This window comes from Ruegeria atlantica, from assembly GCF_001458195.1.
Classification (GTDB): domain Bacteria; phylum Pseudomonadota; class Alphaproteobacteria; order Rhodobacterales; family Rhodobacteraceae; genus Ruegeria; species Ruegeria atlantica.
In genome coordinates this window covers 154,851-176,202 of record NZ_CYPU01000068.1, presented here as the reverse complement: position 1 = coordinate 176,202, position 21,352 = coordinate 154,851, and the positions used below count along the sequence as shown (strand labels likewise).

The window sequence follows — 21,352 nt, the reverse complement described above, 5'->3', positions numbered from 1 at the left end:
GAATTTGTCGGATTTATTACAGATTCTGTGCGTCTGCGGCGTGACAGGCTGGAAACGATGTGGTCAACTTCTTACGTGAACCTGAGACACCAACGAAGGAGTATCGCCATGAGCGTGAGCGCACATCTGACCGAACTGAAGAAAAAGCACGAAACTCTCGGTCTTGAAGTTGAACAAGCCCAACGCTCGCCAGGCATCGATGATCTCCATATTGCTCAACTCAAAAAACAAAAACTAAGGCTAAAAGAAGAGATCGAACGCCTGTCAGCCTAGGTTTTCATACTCGCCCGCGCGGCAATGGCCGCGCCGCCAGTAATCAATAGGGCCGCGATCGCCAGACCCCAGGACGGGGCGGCGGTCCCGGCCACAACCAAAGCTAGCGTAGACAACAAGGGTGCCGCGTACGACGCCGTCCCCAAGAGCTGTATGTCGCCTTGCTTGACCCCGATATCCCAGACATAGAACGCCAACCCCACCGGCCCCAGGCCCAGTGCGATCACGGACGTCCAGCTAAAGGCACTGTCAGGCCAGACGGTATCTTCGACAGCAAGGTGCAGCAAACCGGATGCTATGGCGGTCGCAATACAGAAAACGGCGACAGAGCTGGTTGGTGTATCGCCCAGCCGACGCGACAGGACCGAGTATCCAGACCACGTCAACGCGCATAGCAAGGCCAAGGCGTAGCCGGGCAGGTGGTCGGTCTGAAACCCTGTGCTGCCGCCTCCGGCGATGATCACGGCAGCCCCTGCAAACCCCAGACATGCGCCAAACAAATGTCCCATGCGCAGGTGTTCGCCCGGCAAAAGCCCGGAAAACAACACGATGAGCAACGGCCAGAGATATGCGATCAGGCCAGCCTCGGCCGCCGGGGCCATGCGAAGGGCCGAGAAATATAGCGCGTGATAGCCGAACAACCCGATTGTGCCGAACAGATAGGTAGTCCACGGCACGTCCCGCAATTGCCGCAACCCACCGCTGCGCCAAGTCCAGATCAGGCCAAGTGTTCCACCAATCGAAAAGCAGATTGCATTCAGCAACAGTGGCGGCGTGGGGGATGACCCGACGGTGAACAAGGCCAGCAGCGACCACAGCAAGACGGCGGCAAACCCGATGGCTGTAGCGCGCGATTTGGTCATAGGCTTTGAACCTCTTGGACCGGGATGATGTTGAATTCGTCCGAGATATGCGCGGTCTTTTCGATCTCGGCCATGAACCAGTCGCGGAAAGCGGTGATTTGGGGCCTGTTTTCTGCACCTGGCAAGCACAGAAACCGAAACCGGCCTTGTGTTTCGATAGCCGTTTTGAACGGAGCAACAAGACGTCCCTCGGTAAGATCCTTCAAGATCATAGCCCGGCGACCCAGTACCACGCCAACGCCCGCAACCGCAGCATCAATTGCGTGGTCTGCGTTCGAAAAATGCGCCCCATGCGTTGGGGCATAATCCACTCCGACTGCGCGGAACCAGGTTGGCCAATCGCTTGGCGGTTGCAGGAACGCAATCGAATCGTCAAAGATCAGTGGTGCGTCCCGCAGGCTGTCGGGGGTGGGGAATTGCTCGGCCAGATCTGGTGTCATCACCGGGGTCAGCCATTCCTTGCGAACTTGCAGGGAATACAATCCTTCATCCCCCCCGTAACCAAATCGAATGGCCACATCCACGTCATCACGTTCAAGGTCCATAATCCGCAACGTTGCTGAGAATTTCAGGTCAATCTCGGGATGCGCCCGTGCAAAATCATACAGGCGCGGTGCCAGCCATTTGGCTGTCAGCGCCGGGCCTGCTGTCACGGTCAGCGAGGTATCGTTGCCCTGTCGGCGAGCAGCTTGCCATGCCGTCTGCAGTGCGGCGAATCCTTCGGTCGCGCCGGGGGCAAGGGCGCGTCCGGCCTCGGTCAACTCAACCGCGCGGTTCAAGCGGTGAAACAAGGGCCGGCCCAGATGTTCCTCCAGTGATTTGATCTGGAAAGACAGGGCTGCCGGGGTCACGCGCAACTCCTTTGCGGCTTTGGCAAAGGACATGTGGCGTGCTGCGGCGTCGAAGGCACGCAGGGCGGTTAGCGGGGGAAGATAGTCGCCCATCAATACACAAGAATGTCTTAACTGAAACCCAAGGAAAGTTCGTTTGTCGCCTTTCTTGATAAGGCGCATATTGGGTTCAAGTCAAACACAGCTGAACTGAAAGGATGACTGCCATGATCGAAATGACGACCAACCCCGCAGCTGCCCGCGCCTTTCAGCGGGCCCATGCTGAACGTGGCAAGATTATCAAACACGCCCTTATGTGGCTATTCGGTTCCCGCTGAACGCAGCGCGCGCGTTCTTACGGGATAAAAAAGGGCCGGTCCGCAATGGACCGGCCCGTTGTCTTTTCTGCGCCTCAGATCAGACGAAGAATTGTGCACCGTTGGCCGAGATGGTCGAGCCATTGATGAACTGAGAATCGTCGGATGCCAGGAACGCCACGCAGCGCGCAATTTCCTCGGGCTCACCCAGACGGCCAGCCGGGATTTGCGCGATGATCGATTCTCGCACTTTCTCGGGTACCGCCATAACCATGTCGGTGCCGATATAGCCCGGGCAGATGGCGTTGGCGGTGATGCCTGCGCGCGCGCCTTCTTGCGCCAGCGATTTCACGATACCCAGATCGCCCGCTTTGGTCGCGGCATAGTTCACCTGAGCAAACTGACCCTTCTGACCATTGATCGAGCTGATGACGATGACGCGGCCAAACTTACGCTCGCGCATACCGTTCCAGACAGGGTGCACTGTGTTGAACACGCCGGTCAGGTTGGTGTCGATGACCTGGTGCCACTGTTCGGGGGTCATCTTGTGGAAAGGTGCGTCACGGGTGATGCCTGCGTTTGCGACCACGATGTCGATCGCGCCAACCTCGGCTTCGACTTTTTCAATTCCGGCCTTGGATTCGTCGTAATCAGCGACGTTCCACTTGTAGGTAGCGATGCCGGTCTCTTCGGTGAACTTCGCGGCGGCTTCGTCGTTCCCCGCATAGGTGGCTGCAACATTGTACCCTTCGGCCTTGAGCGCCTTGGAAATTGCTGCGCCGATGCCGCGGGAGCCGCCGGTAACGAGTGCTGTACGTGCCATTTAGGAATCCTCCAATTAAAGTCGTCTTGGTAATGCTGTTACTTTGAGAGGTGATCGTGCGCAATATTGTTTCGTCATGATTTTCTAAATTCCGCGTGGCAATATCGTCGCATCTTTGGGTTAAGGCCCCTATGTAACAAAAAAGGGCGCCCAAGGGACGCCCTTTTCTATTCGCTTGTCAAAGCACTTAGTCGCGCTCCACGCACAGGGCGACGCCCATGCCGCCACCGATGCACAAGGTCGCCAGACCTTTTTTTGCGTCGCGGCGTTTCATTTCGAAGAGCAGCGTGTTCAGAACGCGGCAGCCGGACGCGCCAATCGGGTGACCGATGGCAATTGCGCCGCCGTTCACGTTCACGATCGACGGATCCCAGCCCATGTCCTTGTTCACGGCGCAGGCCTGTGCGGCAAACGCTTCGTTCGCCTCGACCAGATCCAGATCGTCAACGGACCAGCCCGCTTTTTCCAGCGCTTTGCGCGAAGCGTAGATCGGGCCCACGCCCATGATCGACGGATCCAGACCGGCGGTTGCATAGGATGCGATACGGGCCAAAGGCTCGATCCCGCGCTTTTCAGCATTCTCGGCGGACATCAGCAGGGTCGCCGCCGCGCCGTCATTCAGGCCAGATGCGTTTGCGGCCGTGACCGAACCGTCCTTTGCGAAGGCCGGACGCAGCTTTGCCATCGCTTCCATGGTGGCGCCATGACGGATGTATTCGTCAGCATCCATCACGATGTCGCCCTTGCGGGTCTTGATGGTGAAGGGCGTGATTTCGTCGGCGAACTTGCCAGCCTTTTGCGCGGCTTCAGCCTTGTTCTGCGAGGCGACGGCGAATTCGTCCTGCATGTCACGGCTGATCTGCCATTTCTCGGCGACGTTTTCAGCGGTCTGGCCCATGTGATAGCCATTGAACGCATCCCACAGACCATCGCGGATCATCGTGTCGATGTATTTCATGTCGCCCATTTTTTGACCGGCACGCAGAGCGGCGGCGTGGGGCGACAGAGTCATGTTTTCCTGACCACCGGCAGCAACGATATCGGCGTCGCCCAGTTGGATGTGCTGTGCGCCCAAAGCAACGGCGCGCAGGCCCGAGCCGCAAACCTGGTTGAGGCCCCAGGCCGCACTTTCTTGTGGCAGACCGGCATTGATATGCGCCTGACGGGCGGGGTTCTGACCCTGAGCTGCTGTCAGAACCTGTCCCAGAATGGTTTCGCTGACTTCGCCCTTTTCCACGCCTGCGCGTTCGACTACGGCCTCCAGTACGGCGGCCCCAAGATCATGCGCGGGTGTGTTTGCAAACGAGCCGCCAAAGCTGCCCACTCCGGTGCGCGCGGCGGATGCGATTACTACGTTGGTCATTTAGACAATCCTTTACCGTCAAGGTCCTGCGGGATATTCGACGGCGCGGATCGCACAGAGATAACTCTGTGGCAGTGAGAGCGCCTCATGTTCCCCGCTCCAACTCCACATGGCATAGCGCAACGCTGCAGTTGCAGCAACGGTCAGCTTGTCTCAGGTCGGGCGTGGACCGGATAAATCACTCTAACTGGCTGTATGTTTGCGCTTTTCCGCCTTCCATGGGGCGGAAACGGTCGGGGCGCCAAACAGAAACCCCTGCAGGCAGTCGACGCCGTTAGCGATAAGGAATTCGGCATCCTTCTGTGTTTCGACTGATTCGGCGGTCACCAGAATCTCGAATTCCCGCGCCACGGCAATCAAGGCCCGCACCAGCGCCTGATTGTCCGGATTTTCGCCGATTCCGTGGATGAACTGGCCGTCGATCTTGACAGCATCAAAGAAAAACTCGCGAAAATTGCGAAAGCTGAAATTGCTTGCCCCAAAATCATCAAGCGCAAAGGCGATGCCGCGTGGCTGCAGCCGGTCCATGAAATCGATCACCAGTTCAGGCACCGTCATGGCCGAGCTTTCTGAGATTTCCAAAATCAGCCTTTCGCCGATATTGGCATCTTTCTTCAAAAATCGCTCCAGCACACGCGACCATCGAGCATAACCGATCGAACGGGCAGACATGTTAATGGACAGGCGAATGTCGGGGTTTTTGGTCAGCGTCCGCAATCCCATTTCAAGCGCGACACAGTCCAGTTCGCGCCCGATTGGAGTGTTTTCCAGTTGTGGCATGAACTCGCGCGCGGGGATGACCCGACCGGTTTCGTCCAGCACACGGATGAAGCCTTCGTAGAAGGCGACGCCATGCGACCTGTTCGCCTGCATCACCGGTTGAAAGGCCAGTTTGCATTGTTTGTGCTTCACCGCCTCGGTCGCCATTTCAATCGTCGAGGCATCGCGGGATTGGACCGCCGCGTTCAAGGGGCTGTCCCCACCTTCGGGCAAATCTGCCAGTACCTTCTTCCGCATATGCAACCCGTTTCCTTCAACGCCGCCGGTCCGGTGACGATTTCAGAGGAAAGGTATGAACCCGCGGTTAAGACAAACGCAATTGATTGAAGTCAGGCTTGGGTCAACGTGTCGTTTCCCAGATGCGTCCCAGCGCTGCAAAGCCACCGACCAGCGCACCCATGAACCCCAAAAGCATCATGCCAAAGCCCAATGCGACGATCCCGGTCGCACCGCCAGCCAGAGCCGTCAACATAGCGAGCACCACTCCGGTAAGACCCATAACGGTGGAAAGGGTTGTCAGTTTGGTCATGTTGCCTCCGGTTACTCGCACTGCACACATCGTTTGGACATGGGACGCGAGGGCCGGATTTCAAGAATCAGGTCGGATAGATCGGCGGTATCAGGCCTGTTTTGCCTGCGTATTGGGCTGTTTGGTGTCGAATTGTTCGAATCCGGGCGTTCCACGATCTTCCGGGTGGCGGTCCAGATGCTTGGCCTTGATCTGTTCGGAATTGTCCCGGCTGCCATCATGGCTGTAGCCGGGGGGTGCAAAGCAATAAGCCAGCCGCTGACGCATTGTCAGGCCCGGTTGTGTCGCGTCGCGCCAAATTCCAACCCACTCATGAAAAGCCACGCGCAGCGGGTTGAACGTGCCGATATTGTGCACCAGGCCATAGTCGACGCGGTCATCTTCCTGTTCGGGGACGAAAGTTCCGAACAGCTTGTCCCAGATGATGAAAACGCCAGCATAGTTGCAGTCCAGGTAGCGTGCGTTGCGACCGTGATGGGCGCGGTGGTGGCTGGGCGTGTTCATCACCGCCTCGAACCAGCGGGGCATCTTGCCGATGGCCTCGGTATGAATCCAGAATTGGTAGATCAGGTTCAGACCACCGACGAACAGCACCATCGCCGGATGGAAACCCAGTAGGATCAGAGGCGCGCGAACCACCATCATGAAGGTAAAAGTATAGGTCCATGTCTGACGCAGGGCGGTGGTCAGGTTGTAGTGCTGCGAGCTGTGGTGGTTCACGTGGCTGGCCCAGACCCAGCGAATGCGGTGACCAAAGCGGTGCACCCAGTAATAGCGGAAATCATCCAGCACAAAGCACAGAAGGATAACGGGGATAGAGGTGCCCAGGTTCAGCGGCGTGATCTGCCACAGCCACATGAAGAATGCATAGGCGATGAATCCCAACAGAAAGCCGGATGCGATGTTGCCTGCCCCCATGATCAGCGATGTGACAGCGTCCCGCGTCTCATAGCGGCCGCCGCGTCCTTTGACGGCGATCCACAGAAACTCGGCCAGAATGGCAGCTATGAAAAAGGGGACGGCCCACTGCACGGCGTCCGGGAAAGTCACGTGGTCGGTCATGCGGGCTCCATCAGGTGCTGCCAGTGGCGGCGTTCGCGTTCATCAAGGTGGATTATGGCTTTGGGCGTTCCAAAGTCGTGGAATTGAACCTCGAACCCTTGCGGGTGATCCAGCAGATCAAAGTCCAGCAAGTGCCGGGCAACGGTGTCTGCGCCAAAAGACCACAGCAGACCATTTCCTGATTCGGTTCGGATCAGGGCCGCGTGCCCGTCATGTGCAACGGTGACATCGATGATCGCATCATCCGGCGCATGGCGCAGCCATTCTGACCACGCCAATTCGGGCGATAGCACGCGCAATCGGGATCTACCTGACAGGTGCAGCAACAGGGTTATCCCGGCGATGCCTCCGACCACCAGAACCAATAGAATTTCAAGCGGCATTCCGTCCTCCTGCGCGGCAGAGTGCAAAGCGGCAGGCAGGCTGTCAAAGGTGGCGTCGCGTCAGCTATGTTCCAAACTGTCCAGAACCTCATACTGGACAACTCGCTGGACAAACGGCACCAACCCGTCCGGCCCCGAGGCGCGATCCTTTAGGTGAATACAGATATCGGGCCTGCGCGCCGCGATGATGCCCACCATCTCGCCGCGTATCCTGTCATCAAGACCGGCACCCATGATCGCGCAGGCGATGCGCGGCTCTTCGTCCAGTTGCCGTTTGACTTCTTCCTGATCATGCGCGCCAAGCCATTGGATCGGAAGGTGATCCAATTGACGCGCAACATCACCGATCACGTTGGGCAATTTTCCAATCAACAGAACTACCGGTTTCATCGTCGTCTCCCCTTCCTTCAGGTTGCAAACGAAAACCGGCCCATCTGGGCCGGTTTCAGCATAGCACAAAACGTTCAGGAAGGCCTGATGCTTCAGCTGTTGCCCTCGACAAGGGTTGAAACGATGGCCTTGGCGCTGTCCGAATTCCACTCGGCATCGCCAATCAATCGAGCAATCTCGTTGCCGTCGGGGTCCAGAATGACAGTAATGGGCAGGGCGATCACGCCCATTTTGCGTGCAACTGCCGATTGGGGATCCTGATGACGTGGCAGGTTGTCGATGCCGTTTTCCTCGAAAAACTTCTTGATCCCGGCTGGCGAGTTGCGCCCGGTGGCCAGTGTTACGACCTCGAACTTGTCGCCGCCGAATTCTTCTTGCAGCTCTGCGATCTGGGGCATTTCCTTGCGGCACGGCGCACACCAGGTGGCCCAGAAGTTCAGCAGAACATACTTGCCCTTGTAATCCGCAAGCGTCGCGGTGCCGCCGTCATCCTCAAGCTGAAATTCAACTGCTTCGACTGGTTTTGGCTCTTTGTGCAGGATCAGCCGTTTCAGGGAGTCCTCCCGGAGCGGTGCCAGAGTTTCGGCATCCGTGGCCAAAGCCGCGTTTGCACCCAACGCAAGGGCCATATAAAGGGGGATCAGACGAAATAGGCGCATATCAACTCCGGGTTTTCTTACATGACCGATCAATCTTCGAACCAGATGTGGGGCGGCCGCTTTGCCGCCGGTCCAGACGCGATCATGGAGGCGATCAACGCCTCGATCGGGTTCGATCAGCGGATGGCAGCCCAGGACATTGCAGGCTCGCGTGCCCATGCCGCCATGCTGGCTGCCACAGGTGTTATAACTGATAGTGATGCGCAGGCTATTCGGGAAGGGCTGCTCACCGTTTTGTCAGAAATCCAGAACGGAGAATTTCAGTTCTCGACCGCGCTGGAAGACATCCACATGAATGTCGAGGCGCGCCTGAAAGAGGTGATTGGCGAACCCGCAGGTCGTTTGCACACAGGCCGTTCGCGTAATGATCAGGTGGCGACCGATTTCAAACTATGGGTCCGCGATCAGTTTGATGCGGCTGAATCGGGCCTGCTGGCCCTGATCCGCGCGCTTTTGGCGCAGGCTGAGGCTGGCGCCGATTGGGTCATGCCCGGCTTTACCCATCTGCAGGTGGCGCAGCCCGTCACATGGGGCCATCACATGATGGCCTATGTCGAGATGTTTGGCCGCGATCTGTCGCGTGTCCGCGACGCACGCGCCCGGATGAACGAATCCCCCTTGGGTGCTGCTGCGCTGGCTGGAACGTCCTTCCCAATCGATCGTCAGATGACGGCTGAGGCGCTGGGCTTTGACCGCCCCGCCGCCAACTCACTGGATGCGGTCAGCGACCGTGATTTCGCGCTCGAATTCCTATCGACCGCCTCAATCTGCGCTGTACACCTGTCGCGCTTTGCCGAGGAGTTGGTGATCTGGTCTTCGGCCCAGTTCCGGTTTGTTACGCTGTCTGACCGGTTCTCGACCGGTTCGTCGATCATGCCGCAGAAAAAGAACCCTGATGCCGCCGAACTGATCCGTGCCAAGGTGGGGCGGATTTACGGCGCCAATACAGCGCTGATGATGGTCATGAAGGGATTGCCGCTGGCGTATTCCAAGGACATGCAGGAAGACAAGGAACAGGTCTTTGACGCCGCCGACAACTGGATGCTGGCGCTAGCGGCGATGGAAGGCATGGTCAAGGACATGACGGCCAACCGCGAAAGCCTTGCTGCCGCTGCCGGGTCTGGTTTTTCGACCGCGACCGATCTGGCCGATTGGCTGGTTCGAGTGCTGGGACTGCCGTTCCGCGATGCGCACCACGTGACCGGATCGCTGGTTGCGATGGCCGAAAGCAAAGGCTGTGATTTGTCCGATCTGACACTGGAAGACATGCAGTCGGTCCATGCAGACATCACGGATAATGTCTATTCTGTCCTTACCGTCGAAAATTCGGTAAACTCGCGCCAGTCTTATGGTGGCACTGCGCCCGATCAGGTGCGTGCCCAGGTCAAGCGGTGGAAGGCGCTGTTGTGATGCTGATACTACGTGTGGTCCTTCTGATGTCGGCAGGGGTTTTTCTGGCAGGTTGCGGAGCGGATGGCGAACCCATTCAACCCACGATGAGCGCAAATATCGGTGTCGGTAGCAGCGGCACCTATGGTGGCGTCGGAGTCGGCCTAAGTCGCGGCGGGTTCGGGGTTTTCCTGGGACTTTAATCACGGATAGCAATCTTGCAAAACCATGCTTACCTGCATGGCAGAACGGCCCTACACCAAACTCAACAAGAAGTTTAAACAATGAAAATCATCGGCCTGATCCTCGCGCTGTTCGTTCTGGCAGCCTGCGACCCGACGTATAAACCCCGCCCAGAACCCGCAGAGACGTCAACCGGAACCGGCGTAAAAATCTCGGGCTATGGCAGGGTCGGAATTTCTACATCGAACTGATCTTGCGCGGAATCCATTGATCCGCGAGGCCATTTTGGTCTAAGCGCGCAGTCATGGATCACTTTCTCTACCGCGACGGCGCGCTATACGCCGAGGATGTCCCGATTTACGAAATCGCAGCTGCGGTCGGAACACCATTCTATGTTTACTCCACCGCGACGTTATTGCGGCATTTCCAGCTTTTCGATAATGCGCTGGACGGCATGGATCATCTGGTCTGTTATGCGATGAAGGCGGCCAGCAATCAGGCGATCCTGAAGACACTGGCACAGGCCGGTGCGGGAATGGACGTGGTCTCGGGCGGGGAATATCTGCGTGCCAAGGCGGCCGGCGTGCCAGGCGACAAGATCGTGTTCTCGGGCGTTGGTAAGACTGCGGATGAGATCCGCGCTGCGCTGAGCGGTGGTATCCGCCAGTTCAACGTCGAATCCGAACCCGAGATGGAAGTGATCAACGCCATCGCGTTGGAGCTGGGAGTGGTCGCACCAATCACCGTTCGGGTGAACCCGGACGTGGACGCCAAAACCCACGCCAAGATCGCGACTGGCAAGTCAGAGAACAAGTTTGGGATCCCGATCGCACGCGCATCTGAGGTTTATGCCCACGCAGCCAGCCTTCCGGGGCTGGAGGTGATCGGTATCGACGTCCACATCGGCTCGCAATTGACCGAGTTAGAGCCGTTCGAGCTGGCCTACACCAAAGTCGCCGAACTTACCGAAAAGTTGCGGTCCGAGGGACACAATATCCGACGCCTTGATCTGGGCGGGGGATTGGGCATTCCATACACCCGCGCCAATGACGCACCACCGTTGCCGGTGGAGTATGGCGCGTTGATCAAGAAAACGCTGGGCCATCTGGGCTGCGAGATCGAGATCGAACCTGGCCGCCTGATTGCCGGTAATGCGGGTTTGATGGTCAGCAAAGTGATCTACGTGAAATCTGGCGAGGGCCGTGATTTTCTGATCCTCGACGGCGCGATGAACGACCTGATCCGCCCAGCGATGTACGAGGCGTATCACGATATTGTGGCCGTGCAGGAACCCGCTCCGGGCGTCGAACAGCAACCCTATGACATTGTTGGCCCGGTTTGCGAAAGTGGCGATACTTTTGCCAAGGAACGCAATATGCCGCCGCTGGCACCGGGCGATCTGGTCGCATTCCGCAGCGCCGGGGCCTATGGCGCGGTGATGTCCAGCGAGTACAATACCCGTCCCCTGATCCCAGAGGTACTTGTGCACGGGGATCAATTTGCAGTTATTCGTGAACGGCCAAGCTTTGACGAAATCATAAACCGCGATACCATACCTGAGTGGCTTTGACGCGATAGGCGCGTGGGCCCGATCAGGAGGCCCGCTTTGCGCGCAATACACAACCTGCCGATCCCAAGACTGTCCCTGTGGCTGACGCACGCAGGGATGCTGGCCGAGCAGTTCTTGCGTGCATTTTGGCCCTTGTTCTCGGTTTTGATGGCGATTCTGGCGGCTTTGATGCTGGGTTTGCAGGACGAGGTCCGCGTTGAAATCGTCTGGGGCGTGGGCGCTGTCGCACTGTTGGGGCTGGCCGCTACGCTGTTTGTTGGTGCAAGGCGATTCCATTTCCCTTCACGTGCCGAAGCGCTGATGCGGCTGGATGCGGCGATGCCGGGGCGGCCTATCCAAGCTTTGATAGATGATCAGGCCATCGGCGCGATGGACGCGGATTCTGTCGCGTTGTGGCGCGCGCACCAGAATAGGATGGCGCGACGTGTTGCGCAGGCGGAACCTGTCAAACCCGATTTGCGGCTGGCAGATCGCGACCCCTATGCGCTGCGCTATTCGGCACTGCTTGCGCTGGTGATCGCAGCGATGTTCGGGTCGTTCTGGCGCATCGGCTCAGTGGCTGAGATGACGCCGGGCGCTGCCGTGGCAGGGCAAGGCCCCAGCTGGGAAGGCTGGGTTGAGCCGCCGCGTTACACCGGGCTACCGACGCTGTATCTGGCTGATCAATCCGATCCAACACTGTCTGTCCCGCAGGGCAGCCGGATCACTTTGCGGTTCTACGGGGAAATCGGCGCGCACAGTTTGACTGAAACCACCACGCCTTTGGGCACTGAGGCGGCCACCGAGCCGGAGCAGGATTTTGTCGTCGAACGCTCGGGCCAGTTCATAATCGACGGCCCATCGGGCCGCGACTGGGCGCTGAACGTCATTACGGATACCCGCCCACAGGTGGCCGTGGCGGGTTCCGCCGAGTCCGAGGCCGGCGGTCAGATGAAACTGCCATTCGCTGCCAGCGATGATTATGGCGTGGTATCCGGCTCGGCTGTGATCGAATTGGATCTGGCCTCAGTCGACCGGCAGTATGGTCTGACGGCTGCGCCTGAGCCGCGCGAGGTCATAACGGTTGAACTACCCATGCCGATCACCGGCGACCGTGCGGATTTCACCGAAGATCTTATCGAGGATTTTTCACAGCATCCATGGGCGCATTTGCCGGTAAAAATCACTTTGATGGCCCGAGACGCGGCGGATCAAGAGGGGCAATCCGAGCCTTATGCGACTGCGCTGCCCGCCCGTCGGTTCTTTGATCCGCTGGCGGCTGCCGTAATCGAACAGCGCCGCGATCTACTGTGGACGCGCGAAAACGCGACCCGGGTTTCGCAGATGCTGCGGTCGGTATCGCACCGGCCCGAAGAACTTTTCCGGTCAGACACTGCCTATCTGCGCCTGCGCGTGATCCTGCGTCGGTTGGAGATGTTCAATGAGTACGGCCTGAAACCGGAACAGCAGGCAGAAATCGCCGAGGCGCTTTGGGAGCTAGGTGTTCTGATAGAAGACGGCACCCTTGCCGACGCGCTGGAACGCATGCGCCGCGCGCAGGAGCGCCTGACAGAGGCGATGAAAAACGGTGCCACGGATGAAGAGATCGCCGAGTTGATGCAGGAACTGCGCGAGGCAACGCAGGACTACATGCGCCAATTGCAACGTCTGGCGCAGGAAAACGGCGAGTTCGACGAGAACCAGCAAGGTCAGGACGGCGAGTCCATGCAAATGACGCAGGACGATCTGCAGCGCATGATGGACCGAATTCAGGAGCTGATGGAACAGGGCCGCATGGCCGAGGCGCAGCAAGCGCTGGAAGAGTTCCAGCAGATGATGGAGAATATGCGCGTTACCCAGGGCCAGGGTCAGGGACAACAGTCCGAAGGCCAGCAGGCGATGGAAGGATTGGCCGAAACTCTGCGCGAACAGCAGGGTCTGAGCGATCAAGCCTTCCGTGATCTGCAGGAACAGTTCAACCCCGGCGCGCAAGCCGGCGAAAGCCAGGGCAACGAAGGCCGCTCGGGTGGGCAGGGCCGGGGCCAGAGCCACGAAGGACAAGGCGGTCAGGGTCAGGGGACTGACGAACAGGGCAGCGGCAGCCAGCAAGGCCAGGGGTCACTTGCAGATCGCCAACAGGCCTTACGCGATGAGCTGAACCGCCAGCAGCAAGGATTGCCCGGAACCGGAACGCCCGAAGGTGACGCCGCGCGCGATGCGCTGGACCGTGCCGGGCGCGCGATGGAAGGTGCCGAAGAAGCCCTGCGCGGCGATGATCTGGCCGAAGCAATTGACCAACAGTCCGAAGCGATGGAGGCCCTGCGCGAGGGCATGCGATCCCTAGGCGAAGCGCTGGCACAAAACCAGCAGAACCAGCCGGGCCAAGGTTCGCAGGAAGGCGACATGCAAGCCGACAACCGTGATCCGCTGGGCCGCGCCCCGGGGGCCAATGGCACAATCTCGACCGATGAAAATCTGCTGCAGGGTGAAGATGTCTATCGCCGCGCCCGCGAATTGCTGGACGAAATCCGCCGCCGGACTGGGGAATCGGATCGCCCCCAGATCGAACTTGAATACCTCAAACGCCTGTTAGAGAGGTTCTGATCTAAGTCAGTTCTGAGAAGTGCCGGACCCAGTCTGTGCCTCAAGCCACAAACGCGCCTGATCCACCAGAGAGACATAGCTGCTGAGAACCGGATCAGCCAGCGGCACCGCTTCGGAAATCTTCTGAGAATTGCTGTAGATCAGCAACAGGATTACGCCGACAATCAGAATCAGCAGGAACCCGCGCCGGAATCCGCCAGACTTGGCGGGCGGGGGAATGTCCTCGTCCAGCTTTGGCAAGGGGTCGTCGCTGCGCAGGCTGGAATTGATTGCCTCGATATCCGGCAGCGCGTCTTTCTGACCGAAATCCTTTGCGGTTTCTGTCGCGATCGGGTCCTTAGCGGCTTTTTCCACTTCGGGCTGCGCGTCGAGTGCCAAATCGGTCTGCGTCTCAAGGCTGCCGCCTTCGTGGGCGCGCAGGTCTGCTTCGCGGGCCGCTTCTTCCTTGAGGATGTTGGCAACCGCCGGGTCGACATTGCCGGTCGAGGAAGCTGCGGCAGGTTCGGGCTCTGATTTGGGCTCTTCGACAGGTTTCGCGACAATCTCTGGCGTTTCCGCCTTTGCCGCGGGTTCGTCCGCGGGCGGTTCCGGCTTTACCGGTTCAGATGCAGTTTCGGGGTATTTTGCCTGAAACCAAGTCTTTTCGCAGTTGGAACACTGCACATCGCGGCCTTCCTCGGGAATGACCTCGTCTGGCACTTCGTACTGAGCACCACAATTCGGACAAGTAAGACGCATGCTGCCTCCCGGTCGGGGGCCCGACCTGATAATAGTTTTTTCAGGGATGTTATTCCGTTAAGACCTGACCGCAAAGGGTGTTTTCGGTTTCACACGGCAAGTGTCACCAATTCGACCCGGTGCAGGCATTGAAACCACAACCGCGCTCGGGCAAGAAGGGCGGCAACAATAATTGGGGGCCCTTGTGATCGAGCTGGAAAACGTCAGCTACACCTATGGTGATGGTGAGTTGCTAAGCGACGTGTCGCTTCAGTTGCGGCCGGGGTCGTTCCATTTTCTGACCGGTCCGTCGGGTGCGGGCAAGACGACCTTGCTCAAGCTATGTTATGGCGCGTTGCTGGCCACATCAGGACGGATGACCGCATTTGGGCAGGACATTGCACGCCTGGACCGAGATCAGATGGCGCTGCTGCGTCGCCGGATCGGGGTCGTGCATCAGGATTGCCGATTTCTGGACCATATGACCTTGGCTGAAAACGTCGCTTTACCATTGATGGTGTCCGGCAAAGGCGAGAATGCGCAGAAAGAAGACCTGCTGGAATTGCTGAACTGGGTCGGGCTGGGCACACGGCTCGATGCGCTTCCGCCGGAACTTTCCGGGGGTGAGCGTCAGCGCGCAGCTTTGGCGCGGGCGGTTATCTTGTCGCCGGACGTTGTGCTGGCCGATGAGCCGACCGGCAATGTGGATTGGGAAATGTCCCAGCGATTGCTGCGCCTGCTGGTCGAGTTGAACAAGATGGGCAAGACCGTGCTGATCGCGACCCATGACCTGAGCCTGATCCGCGCGGCCAAAAGCCAGGTTCAGGCCCGTGTCCTTCGGATATCGCAGCGCCAGATTCAATTGGCGGGGGCGGATCTATGAACAAGGGCACCATCCGCAGCATGCTGGTGCGCGACAAACGCGCAGATCGGGTTGTTCCACCATCCGGCTACACGGCGCAGCTGACACTGTTCGTTTCTGGCGCGATGGCCTTTCTGGCCGTTTTCGCGCTTGCCTTGTCGCTGGCATCAGGCCGGCTGGCCGACCGTTGGGCATCGGAACTAGCAGGGGCTGCCACTTTGCGTATAAACGCGCCCGCCGAACAGCTTTCCGCCCAGACCGAGGCCGCGCTGACCGTGCTGACCCAAACCCCAGGCGTTGCGTCGGCACGCGCCCTGACCGCAGAGGAACAGGTCGCGCTTTTGTCCCCGTGGTTCGGTCCTGATTTGCCGCTGGATACGCTGCCTATTCCGCAACTGATAGAAATCATCGAGGGCGAACCGGGTCTAGATACCGCTGGCTTGCGCTTGCGACTTGGCGCCGAAGTGCCCGGCGCCGTGCTGGACGACCATTCACGCTGGCGCGAGCCGCTGGTCGAGGCGGCAAACTCGCTGCGGCGATTGGGCTGGGTGTCTATCCTGCTGATTGGCGGCGCAACGGCGGCGATGATCACGCTGGCGGCCAATGCCTCATTGGCGGCCAATGCGCAGATCATCGAAGTCCTGCGTCTGGTCGGTGCCCGTGATCGTTTTATCGCCAGCGCATTTGTACGGCGGTTCACATATCGCGCTTTCTTCGGTGCGCTGGTCGGCGTGCTGTTCGGCATGACCGGTGTTCTGCTGTTACCCGAAGCCTCAGTTGAAGGCGGGTTTCTGACTGGATTGGGTTTTCAGGGGGTTGGCTGGCTGTTGCCTGCGCTGATACCTCTGCTGGGGGCTGCGGTGGCGTTCTTGGCCACCTGGACAGCGGCGGTGCGCAAATTGAAGGAGCTTTCGTGATGGCTACAGCGATCCAATGGGTGCGCTCTCTGATCTTCATGATCGTGATTTATGCGTGGATGCTGATCCTTGGTATCGTTTTCGCGCCCTACGCGCTGTTTACCAAACGCGGGGCTTTGCAGGCATGTAAAACCTACGCGCGATCGACGATCTGGTTGGCCAGCTGGATGGTTGGCATCCGTTGTGAGGTTCGCGGAAACGTTCCAGTGGACGAGGTCGTGATCGGAGCCAAACACCAGTCCTTTCTCGACATCATCATGATTTTCAGCGCCATCCCGCACGGCAAGTTCATTATGAAAAGGGAACTGCTGTATACCCCGGTTATCGGTCTCTATGCCCGCCGCCTTGGGTGTATACCGGTTGATCGCGGCAGAAAGGGTGCTGCCGTCGCCAAGATGGTCAAAGACGTGGCTAAAGAGTTCTCTGAGCCCGGGCAGCTTGTGATTTACCCGCAGGGCACGCGCGTCGCACCGGGGGCGAAGAAACCTTACAAAGTTGGGACGGCAGTTCTGTATGAAGGACTGGGCTTTCCTTGTGTGCCGGTTGCGACGAATGCTGGTGTTTTCTGGCCGCGTACCGGGGTTATGCGCAAACCTGGTCTTGCAATCGTCGACTTTCTTGACCCGATCGAACCGAGTGTGGGGCGGGATCAATTTCTTGGACGTCTGGAAGACGTGATCGAAACACGATCCAATGCATTGATGCGAGAAGTGGGGTTTGAACCGGATGGAGCTCATTAAGAACATCGAAACGCTTGAGTCGCTCTACGGCACACCGGGCGCGCCTTCACTGCGCAAAGTGGCCAGACAGCTCACTCCGCTTTATCGCAAATGGATCATGGCGTCGCGCCTGTGCATCCTCAGCACCGTTGGGCCCGAGGGTGTCGATGGCAGCCCGCGAGGTGACGACGGCCCGGTTGTACTGGAACTTGATCCGCACAAACTGGCGATGCCTGACTGGCGCGGAAATAACCGGCTGGACAGCCTGCGCAATATCGTGCGCGACCCACGAGTGTCGTTGATGTTCATGGTGCCGGGGTCCAACGGTGTCGTGCGATTGAATGGAACGGCGCATGTGACGGCTGATGAAAATTTGCGCGCGCAGTTCGAAAAGCAGGGCAAAAAACCAGCAACAGTAATCGTTATAGAAATCACTGAGATTTACACCCAATGCGCCCGTGCCTTGATGCGGGCCCGTACCTGGGTCAGTGGCGACGAGACCGCGCATGTGCCGACCGTCGGTGAAATCCTCGCCGAGGCGTCGGACGGCGAGGAAGGCGGCACGCAATATGATCAGGAATGGGGTGCGCGCGCCGCGAAGACGATGTGGTAGGCGCGGGATCAGGCTGCCGCAGCACCGATCCGGGCTACCTTTGATATCCAGCGGTCCACGCTGCCAGGTTTGGGATAGCTGGCGCCCGCAAAATAAGTGAACCGGGTCGGTTTGAAACCGACAAATCCCAGAATCTGATCGCGGATCTGGCGGATCAGTGCTTGCCTGTAGATGAAACGCATGAACCAACCCGGCGTGTCAGAGGTAAGGATGACCCGAGCCGTGCGTCCTGTCAGCATCGGTGCTGGAAAGCCGATCCGTGTAGTATTCCGCGTGTCGAAAGTGCGTCCAGGGATGAATGCCCGGTCGATCAGCCCCTTTAGCTTGGCCGGCAAGCCGCCCCACCACATCGGTGCCGTCAGGACAAGGTGTTCGCTCCATTCAAAATCCTGCAGCACTTGTTCCAATGCGGGTTCCAACGGTTTGAAGTCCTCATAGTTTCCCTGACCGAAGTCATGGTCAAATTGCAGGTCGCTTAGGTGAATCATGCGAACGTCGTGCCCCTGTCGTTTGGCCGCGTCAGCATAGGTTTCAGCAAATGTTCGGGACAGGCTGGTTTCGCCTGGGTGTCCGTCGAGGATCAGGATTTTCTTAGGGTGCATCGCGAATCTCCAAAAATGACCGTGGTCAGTTTATAGTTGGAAAAAATGACCGTGGTCAATTACAAAATTTGACCACGGTCAAAAAACATGCGAACAGAGCATATGCAAAAGACAGTTCAAAAGAGAACCCTCAAAACGCGCGCCCGATTAATCGAGGCCGCAGAGGACGTTATCGAGAGAAACGGCTATCAGGCTTTGCGGGTGGAAGACGTGGTTCAGGCAGCCGGGGTAGCAAAGGGAACCTTTTTTGCGCATTTCCGGGACAAAGATGCGCTAATGGAAATGCTGATTGGTGAGAGGCTGGTTGCCTGTTTCGATCAGGTCGAACAGGGCCCCGCCCCACGCACGGCCCCCGAAATCGCCGATGCCCTGCGACCGATCCACGCCTTCATGACGTCCGAGCGTTATGTGTTCGATCTGATCATCCGGTACTCAGGCGCTACCGCAATCACCGAGATCGGGCCCATAGCGCGCTGCTTCGAACGCTATGTCCGACTGGTTGCTGGCTGGTTGGAAACCGCGAAAGTGCGCCACGACATTTCCCCTGATCTGCTGGCCGAAGGTGTTCAGGCTTTTGCTATTCAGTCGATGTCGTTGAAGTTTTGTGCTCTGCATGAAGCAGAGAGTTTCTCAGACAGGTTGGAAATCTATCTGGACGCGTGGTTAACCCCGGCAGCCTGACGGGTGCCGGGGTTCTTTTATCAGCTGTGGATTGGTCCGTTGCCACAGGCCAACGCAGCCTCACGCACGGCTTCCGAATAAGTTGGGTGGGCGTGGCAGGTCAGGGCCAGATCCTCGGCCGAGGCGCCGAACTCCATCGCCACACAGACTTCATGAATGAGATCACCGGCACCGGGGCCGATGATGTGGCAGCCCAGAATGCGGTCGGTCTCCTTGTCGGCCAGGATTTTGACAAACCCATCGGTCATCAAATTCGCCTTGGCGCGGCCGTTGCCCATGAACATGAACTTGCCGACCTTATAGGCGCGGCCCTGTTCTTTCAGGGTCTCTTCGGTTTCGCCAACATTGGCGACCTCGGGCCAGGTGTAGATCACACCCGGGATGACGCCGTAGTTCACGTGCCCATGCTTGCCCGCAACCTGCTCGGCTGCGGCCATACCTTCATCTTCGGCTTTGTGCGCCAGCATGGGGCCTTCTGTTACGTCACCGATGGCGTAAATGCCCGGCACGTTTGTCTGCCAATCGGCCCCCACTTTGATCTGACCACGCGGTGTCATTTCAACACCCAACGCTTCCAGACCCAAACCATCCGAGTACGGTTTGCGTCCGGTGGCGACCAGTACTGTATCAGCCTCGATCACATGTTCGCTGTCATCCTTGCGCAGTTTGTAGGTCACCTTTGCCTTGGTCTTGGTGGCTTCGGTCTTTTGGACCGCCGCGCCCATTACAAATTTTAGGCCTTGTTTCTTGAGGATGCGCTGGAAGGTTTTCTGAACTTCGGGGTCCATGCCAGGGGTGATCGCGTCGAGGAATTCAACCACAGTCACCTCTGCGCCTAGACGCTGATAGACCGAGCCCAGTTCCAGCCCGATCACGCCCGCGCCGATCACCACCAACTTCTTTGGCACCTTGTTCAGCGACAGAGCGCCGGTCGAAGTCACTACAACCTTTTCGTCAACGTCGACACCGGGCAGCGAGGACGGTTCGGACCCAGATGCGATAATTATGTTCTTGGCGGTGTGAACCTCGTCGCCCACTTTGACCTGACCTGCGGCAGGGATCGAGCCCCAGCCTTTCAACCAGTCGATCTTGTTTTTCTTGAACAGGAACTCGATACCCTTGGTATTGCCGTCGATCGTTTCCTGCTTGTAGCCCTGCATCTGTTTCCAATCGACCGAGGGGCTTTTGCCCTTCAGGCCCATCTTGGCAAAGTTATGCTCGGCTTCATGAAGCTGATGGCTGGCATGCAGCAGCGCCTTCGAGGGGATACAGCCCACGTTCAGGCACGTGCCGCCCAGAGTTTCACGCCCTTCGACGCAGGCAGTCTTCAGACCCAGCTGAGCGCAGCGGATGGCGCAAACATAGCCGCCGGGGCCTGATCCGATTACGATAACGTCATAATTTGCCATGTGTCAGATCCTTATCGTTTACGGGGATGGCGGCAATTTTCTGCACGCCGGGGCGTTTCCCCATTACATTATCCATGCCAGCGACTGAATCAAAAGACAGCCGCCAACAACATTACGGTGTTGGCCAACAAGCCAACGATCCAAATCACGGTTCGCCAAGGCGTCCAGCCCATTGCGTAGGCTGGAACATATAGGATGCGGGCGATCAAATAGATCCAACTACAGGCCGCAGTGAGCCCGTTCGACTGGCCCGAAACCGTCACGACAAGCGCCGCAATTGCGAACAGAACCAACCCTTCGGTGTGGTTGCTGAGGGCACGGTGCAGGCGCCCCGAAACCCCCGGTTTGTCAAAAGGGATATCTCGCGGGCCAACCGCAAGACCAAGGTCAATCTTACCGTGCCCGGCAGCCAGGTAGACTACGAATTGTGCGACCCAAAGTAATGCGGCAAGGGTCAGGACGGTTAGTTCCGTGGTCATCCAGTGGTTCCCTTTGAGCTGTCGAAAGTCATCGCGTTACCCGTTCGTGCCGCGCCCCCAACGGCGAGGCGCAGCCTCATGCTTTCAGACAGGGTCCAGAACCTTGGTCTGGATATGTGCCACGCCACCACGTTCGTGGTGCATGGCCAGCTCTTCGGATTCGATGAAGCTCTGGGCCCGGTCGAGATCGGTGATCTCGAACAAGGCGACCGCGTGGTCCTTGCGAGCAGGGTCTTTCCAGATATGGAGGTCGCGGATGCCCGCGGCCTCCCTCATCGGTTTGTCTTCTTCGAACACCTTCAGCCAGACATCAAAGTCGGCCACGTCAGCTTGCCAGAGTACATGTGTTGCCATGA

General features: G+C 58.4%; 26 protein-coding genes. 11 read left to right on the top strand and 15 right to left on the bottom strand.

The genetic code is table 11. From position 1 onward, the window contains the following. Positions 1-108 precede the first annotated feature (108 nt). Entirely contained in the window at positions 109-273 is a 165-nt protein-coding gene (locus RUA4292_RS24230; RefSeq protein WP_082637184.1) for a YdcH family protein, read from the top strand. Here RUA4292_RS24230 and yddG read toward each other — a convergent pair. The 10 genes from yddG to RUA4292_RS17790 form a co-directional block, all read right to left on the bottom strand. Beyond that, positions 270-1,136 (bottom strand): aromatic amino acid exporter YddG, encoded by an 867-nt coding sequence (gene yddG / locus RUA4292_RS17835; protein ID WP_058278816.1) that lies wholly within the window; start codon positions 1,134-1,136, stop codon positions 270-272. The genes RUA4292_RS24230 and yddG overlap by 4 nt on opposite strands. Further along, complete coding sequence (locus RUA4292_RS17830) at positions 1,133-2,080, bottom strand: transcriptional regulator GcvA (protein ID WP_058278815.1); 948 nt, start codon at positions 2,078-2,080, stop codon at positions 1,133-1,135. The genes yddG and RUA4292_RS17830 overlap by 4 nt, the downstream gene beginning before the upstream one ends. Before the next feature lie 303 nt (positions 2,081-2,383). Beyond that, a complete protein-coding gene (gene phbB / locus RUA4292_RS17825) occupies positions 2,384-3,106 on the bottom strand; it encodes an acetoacetyl-CoA reductase (protein ID WP_058278814.1) in 723 nt (240 codons plus the stop codon). A 187-nt stretch (positions 3,107-3,293) separates the two neighbouring features. After that, the gene (locus RUA4292_RS17820) at positions 3,294-4,469 is read right to left on the bottom strand and encodes an acetyl-CoA C-acetyltransferase (RefSeq protein ID WP_058278813.1); all 1,176 of its coding nucleotides are present in this window, start codon (positions 4,467-4,469) and stop codon (positions 3,294-3,296) included. Between the two features lie 183 nt (positions 4,470-4,652). Continuing rightward, positions 4,653-5,486, bottom strand: a complete 834-nt coding sequence (locus RUA4292_RS17815) for an EAL domain-containing protein (protein WP_058278812.1) — start codon at positions 5,484-5,486, stop codon at positions 4,653-4,655. A gap of 103 nt (positions 5,487-5,589) precedes the next feature. After that, positions 5,590-5,778 (bottom strand): hypothetical protein, encoded by a 189-nt coding sequence (locus RUA4292_RS17810; RefSeq protein WP_145975011.1) that lies wholly within the window; start codon positions 5,776-5,778, stop codon positions 5,590-5,592. A gap of 90 nt (positions 5,779-5,868) precedes the next feature. Beyond that, a complete protein-coding gene (locus RUA4292_RS17805) occupies positions 5,869-6,840 on the bottom strand; it encodes a sterol desaturase family protein (RefSeq protein ID WP_058278810.1) in 972 nt (323 codons plus the stop codon). Then, entirely contained in the window at positions 6,837-7,223 is a 387-nt protein-coding gene (locus tag RUA4292_RS17800) for a hypothetical protein (RefSeq protein ID WP_058278809.1), read from the bottom strand. The genes RUA4292_RS17805 and RUA4292_RS17800 overlap by 4 nt, the downstream gene beginning before the upstream one ends. A gap of 60 nt (positions 7,224-7,283) precedes the next feature. Further along, positions 7,284-7,613 (bottom strand): hypothetical protein, encoded by a 330-nt coding sequence (locus RUA4292_RS17795; protein ID WP_058278908.1) that lies wholly within the window; start codon positions 7,611-7,613, stop codon positions 7,284-7,286. A 92-nt stretch (positions 7,614-7,705) separates the two neighbouring features. Further along, positions 7,706-8,272, bottom strand: a complete 567-nt coding sequence (locus RUA4292_RS17790; RefSeq protein ID WP_058273552.1) for a TlpA disulfide reductase family protein — start codon at positions 8,270-8,272, stop codon at positions 7,706-7,708. Between the two features lie 21 nt (positions 8,273-8,293). Between RUA4292_RS17790 and argH the strand changes: the two genes are divergently transcribed. The 5 genes from argH to RUA4292_RS17770 all read left to right on the top strand — a co-directional run bounded on the left by argH (position 8,294) and on the right by RUA4292_RS17770 (position 13,997). Further along, the gene (gene argH / locus RUA4292_RS17785) at positions 8,294-9,682 is read left to right on the top strand and encodes an argininosuccinate lyase (RefSeq protein WP_058278808.1); all 1,389 of its coding nucleotides are present in this window, start codon (positions 8,294-8,296) and stop codon (positions 9,680-9,682) included. Continuing rightward, complete coding sequence (locus RUA4292_RS17780; protein WP_058278807.1) at positions 9,682-9,864, top strand: hypothetical protein; 183 nt, start codon at positions 9,682-9,684, stop codon at positions 9,862-9,864. Before argH ends, RUA4292_RS17780 begins: the two co-directional genes overlap by 1 nt. Before the next feature lie 81 nt (positions 9,865-9,945). Then, positions 9,946-10,095, top strand: a complete 150-nt coding sequence (locus tag RUA4292_RS25015; RefSeq protein WP_170562700.1) for a hypothetical protein — start codon at positions 9,946-9,948, stop codon at positions 10,093-10,095. A gap of 53 nt (positions 10,096-10,148) precedes the next feature. Next, complete coding sequence (gene lysA / locus RUA4292_RS17775) at positions 10,149-11,414, top strand: diaminopimelate decarboxylase (RefSeq protein WP_058278806.1); 1,266 nt, start codon at positions 10,149-10,151, stop codon at positions 11,412-11,414. Positions 11,415-11,450: 36 nt separating this feature from the next. Continuing rightward, the gene (locus RUA4292_RS17770; RefSeq protein ID WP_306346075.1) at positions 11,451-13,997 is read left to right on the top strand and encodes a TIGR02302 family protein; all 2,547 of its coding nucleotides are present in this window, start codon (positions 11,451-11,453) and stop codon (positions 13,995-13,997) included. Between the two features lie 6 nt (positions 13,998-14,003). On the opposite strand, the gene RUA4292_RS17765 is transcribed toward RUA4292_RS17770, so the two are convergent. Further along, complete coding sequence (locus tag RUA4292_RS17765) at positions 14,004-14,735, bottom strand: zinc-ribbon domain-containing protein (protein ID WP_058278804.1); 732 nt, start codon at positions 14,733-14,735, stop codon at positions 14,004-14,006. 184 nt (positions 14,736-14,919) lie between these two features. Between RUA4292_RS17765 and RUA4292_RS17760 the strand changes: the two genes are divergently transcribed. From RUA4292_RS17760 to RUA4292_RS17745, 4 genes are read left to right on the top strand one after another with little or no spacing between them, the layout of a single operon-like run. After that, positions 14,920-15,597, top strand: coding sequence for a cell division ATP-binding protein FtsE (locus tag RUA4292_RS17760; RefSeq protein ID WP_058278803.1), 678 nt, complete (start codon positions 14,920-14,922; stop codon positions 15,595-15,597). Further along, a complete protein-coding gene (locus RUA4292_RS17755) occupies positions 15,594-16,493 on the top strand; it encodes a cell division protein FtsX (protein ID WP_058278802.1) in 900 nt (299 codons plus the stop codon). The genes RUA4292_RS17760 and RUA4292_RS17755 overlap by 4 nt, the downstream gene beginning before the upstream one ends. Further along, positions 16,493-17,233 carry a lysophospholipid acyltransferase family protein gene (locus tag RUA4292_RS17750; RefSeq protein WP_058278801.1) on the top strand — a complete coding sequence of 247 codons (741 nt, stop codon included), beginning with the start codon at positions 16,493-16,495 and terminating at the stop codon, positions 17,231-17,233. The genes RUA4292_RS17755 and RUA4292_RS17750 overlap by 1 nt, the downstream gene beginning before the upstream one ends. Further along, entirely contained in the window at positions 17,220-17,825 is a 606-nt protein-coding gene (locus RUA4292_RS17745) for a pyridoxamine 5'-phosphate oxidase family protein (RefSeq protein WP_058278800.1), read from the top strand. The genes RUA4292_RS17750 and RUA4292_RS17745 overlap by 14 nt, the downstream gene beginning before the upstream one ends. An 8-nt stretch (positions 17,826-17,833) precedes the next feature. On the opposite strand, the gene RUA4292_RS17740 is transcribed toward RUA4292_RS17745, so the two are convergent. Next, complete coding sequence (locus RUA4292_RS17740) at positions 17,834-18,427, bottom strand: NAD(P)H-dependent oxidoreductase (RefSeq protein WP_058278799.1); 594 nt, start codon at positions 18,425-18,427, stop codon at positions 17,834-17,836. Between the two features lie 102 nt (positions 18,428-18,529). Between RUA4292_RS17740 and RUA4292_RS17735 the strand changes: the two genes are divergently transcribed. Further along, positions 18,530-19,108: a TetR/AcrR family transcriptional regulator gene (locus tag RUA4292_RS17735; protein WP_058278798.1), complete on the top strand. Its 579-nt coding sequence runs from the start codon at positions 18,530-18,532 to the stop codon at positions 19,106-19,108. 20 nt (positions 19,109-19,128) lie between these two features. Here the strand turns inward: RUA4292_RS17735 and lpdA are convergent, their stop codons facing one another. From lpdA to RUA4292_RS17720, 3 genes are all read right to left on the bottom strand, one after another. Beyond that, complete coding sequence (lpdA, locus tag RUA4292_RS17730; protein ID WP_058278797.1) at positions 19,129-20,517, bottom strand: dihydrolipoyl dehydrogenase; 1,389 nt, start codon at positions 20,515-20,517, stop codon at positions 19,129-19,131. Between the two features lie 89 nt (positions 20,518-20,606). Further along, positions 20,607-20,996 (bottom strand): MAPEG family protein, encoded by a 390-nt coding sequence (locus tag RUA4292_RS17725; protein ID WP_058278796.1) that lies wholly within the window; start codon positions 20,994-20,996, stop codon positions 20,607-20,609. 84 nt (positions 20,997-21,080) lie between these two features. Beyond that, positions 21,081-21,350, bottom strand: coding sequence for a hypothetical protein (locus RUA4292_RS17720; RefSeq protein ID WP_058278795.1), 270 nt, complete (start codon positions 21,348-21,350; stop codon positions 21,081-21,083). Between the last annotated feature and the right edge of the window lie 2 nt (positions 21,351-21,352).

What these genes read in the sequence shown, in the direction of transcription:
- RUA4292_RS17765 (WP_058278804.1), bottom strand. Translation starts at nt 14,735, where the DNA reads ATGCGTCTTACTTGTCCGAATTGTGGTGCTCAGTACGAAGTGCCAGAC.
- RUA4292_RS17750 (WP_058278801.1), top strand. Translation starts at nt 16,493, where the DNA reads ATGGCTACAGCGATCCAATGGGTGCGCTCTCTGATCTTCATGATCGTG.
- RUA4292_RS17725 (WP_058278796.1), bottom strand. Translation starts at nt 20,996, where the DNA reads ATGACCACGGAACTAACCGTCCTGACCCTTGCCGCATTACTTTGGGTC.
- yddG (WP_058278816.1), bottom strand. Translation starts at nt 1,136, where the DNA reads ATGACCAAATCGCGCGCTACAGCCATCGGGTTTGCCGCCGTCTTGCTG.
- RUA4292_RS17745 (WP_058278800.1), top strand. Translation starts at nt 17,220, where the DNA reads ATGGAGCTCATTAAGAACATCGAAACGCTTGAGTCGCTCTACGGCACA.
- RUA4292_RS17815 (WP_058278812.1), bottom strand. Translation starts at nt 5,486, where the DNA reads ATGCGGAAGAAGGTACTGGCAGATTTGCCCGAAGGTGGGGACAGCCCC.
- phbB (WP_058278814.1), bottom strand. Translation starts at nt 3,106, where the DNA reads ATGGCACGTACAGCACTCGTTACCGGCGGCTCCCGCGGCATCGGCGCA.
- lysA (WP_058278806.1), top strand. Translation starts at nt 10,149, where the DNA reads ATGGATCACTTTCTCTACCGCGACGGCGCGCTATACGCCGAGGATGTC.
- RUA4292_RS17720 (WP_058278795.1), bottom strand. Translation starts at nt 21,350, where the DNA reads ATGGCAACACATGTACTCTGGCAAGCTGACGTGGCCGACTTTGATGTC.
- RUA4292_RS25015 (WP_170562700.1), top strand. Translation starts at nt 9,946, where the DNA reads ATGAAAATCATCGGCCTGATCCTCGCGCTGTTCGTTCTGGCAGCCTGC.
- lpdA (WP_058278797.1), bottom strand. Translation starts at nt 20,517, where the DNA reads ATGGCAAATTATGACGTTATCGTAATCGGATCAGGCCCCGGCGGCTAT.
- RUA4292_RS17830 (WP_058278815.1), bottom strand. Translation starts at nt 2,080, where the DNA reads ATGGGCGACTATCTTCCCCCGCTAACCGCCCTGCGTGCCTTCGACGCC.
- RUA4292_RS17795 (WP_058278908.1), bottom strand. Translation starts at nt 7,613, where the DNA reads ATGAAACCGGTAGTTCTGTTGATTGGAAAATTGCCCAACGTGATCGGT.
- RUA4292_RS17755 (WP_058278802.1), top strand. Translation starts at nt 15,594, where the DNA reads ATGAACAAGGGCACCATCCGCAGCATGCTGGTGCGCGACAAACGCGCA.
- RUA4292_RS17735 (WP_058278798.1), top strand. Translation starts at nt 18,530, where the DNA reads ATGCAAAAGACAGTTCAAAAGAGAACCCTCAAAACGCGCGCCCGATTA.
- argH (WP_058278808.1), top strand. Translation starts at nt 8,294, where the DNA reads ATGACCGATCAATCTTCGAACCAGATGTGGGGCGGCCGCTTTGCCGCC.
- RUA4292_RS24230 (WP_082637184.1), top strand. Translation starts at nt 109, where the DNA reads ATGAGCGTGAGCGCACATCTGACCGAACTGAAGAAAAAGCACGAAACT.
- RUA4292_RS17820 (WP_058278813.1), bottom strand. Translation starts at nt 4,469, where the DNA reads ATGACCAACGTAGTAATCGCATCCGCCGCGCGCACCGGAGTGGGCAGC.
- RUA4292_RS17810 (WP_145975011.1), bottom strand. Translation starts at nt 5,778, where the DNA reads ATGACCAAACTGACAACCCTTTCCACCGTTATGGGTCTTACCGGAGTG.
- RUA4292_RS17800 (WP_058278809.1), bottom strand. Translation starts at nt 7,223, where the DNA reads ATGCCGCTTGAAATTCTATTGGTTCTGGTGGTCGGAGGCATCGCCGGG.
- RUA4292_RS17740 (WP_058278799.1), bottom strand. Translation starts at nt 18,427, where the DNA reads ATGCACCCTAAGAAAATCCTGATCCTCGACGGACACCCAGGCGAAACC.
- RUA4292_RS17790 (WP_058273552.1), bottom strand. Translation starts at nt 8,272, where the DNA reads ATGCGCCTATTTCGTCTGATCCCCCTTTATATGGCCCTTGCGTTGGGT.
- RUA4292_RS17805 (WP_058278810.1), bottom strand. Translation starts at nt 6,840, where the DNA reads ATGACCGACCACGTGACTTTCCCGGACGCCGTGCAGTGGGCCGTCCCC.
- RUA4292_RS17780 (WP_058278807.1), top strand. Translation starts at nt 9,682, where the DNA reads ATGCTGATACTACGTGTGGTCCTTCTGATGTCGGCAGGGGTTTTTCTG.